General features: G+C 74.8%; 1 protein-coding gene and 1 pseudogene. Both read right to left on the minus strand.

Features of this window, described 5'->3' with window-relative positions; translation table 11 throughout:
• Window positions 1-267 (minus strand): annotated as a pseudogene (locus AE652_RS42165) (hypothetical protein); the annotation flags it as partial.
• A gap of 43 nt (window positions 268-310) precedes the next feature.
• On the minus strand, window positions 311-918 hold a 608-nt coding region (locus tag AE652_RS42170; RefSeq protein ID WP_049661475.1), incomplete at its 5' end, for a hypothetical protein.

Below are 918 nucleotides of genomic sequence, written 5' to 3' on the forward strand. Positions count from 1 at the left end.
CGGGTCGGCGCCGCGCAGCAGCAGCCCCCGCACGGTGGGGCTGCCGCCGGCCACGGTGAGCGCGGGCCCGCGCGCCGGGACGATCGTGACCGTCCCCGGCCCCTCGGCCGCCTCCAGGCTGACCCCGCGCTCCAGCAGCACGCTCTCCGCGTACTCGCCCGGCATCACCGAGACGACCCCGCCGTCGGCGGCCGTGCGCACCGCCGCGCCGATGCTGCGCTGGACGCCCCAGCCCCGCTGGGCGACCTTGACCCACGTCTTGCTCATGCGCGCACCCCTTCGGGGCCTGGTACCACGGCGACCACAGGGCTCAATTGCAGGTCGCCCGCATCTGGGCGACCGCCAGGTGGGCGTTGGTCTTCGTCTTCCCGTGCCAGTCCAGGCCCCGGCTGTCCAGCTTGATCATCAGCACCCCGGTCGTGGTCCTGAAGGTGCCGACGTCCTTCCACTCGCCGAGGTGGCCCCGCTGGTCGACGTCGAAGGCGTTCAGCATCCCGGAGGAGAGGCTGGACGACCCGTAGGCCTCGAAGTGCGCCGGCTCCCCGCCGACGTGCGTGATGTCGCCGTCCTTGGGCGTGTACACCTGGACCTGGCAGGTGGCCGTGCGCAGGCCCGCCGCGCCCGGGGAGAAGGTCCACAGGGCGTAGTTGCTCCGGTCGTCCTCCTTCGCGTCGCCCGACATCGGCATCGCGTCGAACTGGCCCTTGCAGCCGTCCTGCGCCCAGCCGGCGCTGCCCACGCTGACCCAGCCGGCGCTGCCGTTGGAGTACCGGCCGGCCTCGGAGAAGCCCTGGAGGCTGTTGGACGGGCAGCCGTAGCCGGCCACCGCCGTGTAGGCGGCGGACTTGGCCGCCGCCAGGTTGGGCGCCGGGACCGCCGGGGCCGGCGCCGCCGGGGCGGGAGCGGCCGGGGCGGGTG

This window comes from Kitasatospora sp. MY 5-36, from assembly GCF_001182915.1.
Classification (GTDB): Bacteria; Actinomycetota; Actinomycetes; order Streptomycetales; family Streptomycetaceae; genus Kitasatospora.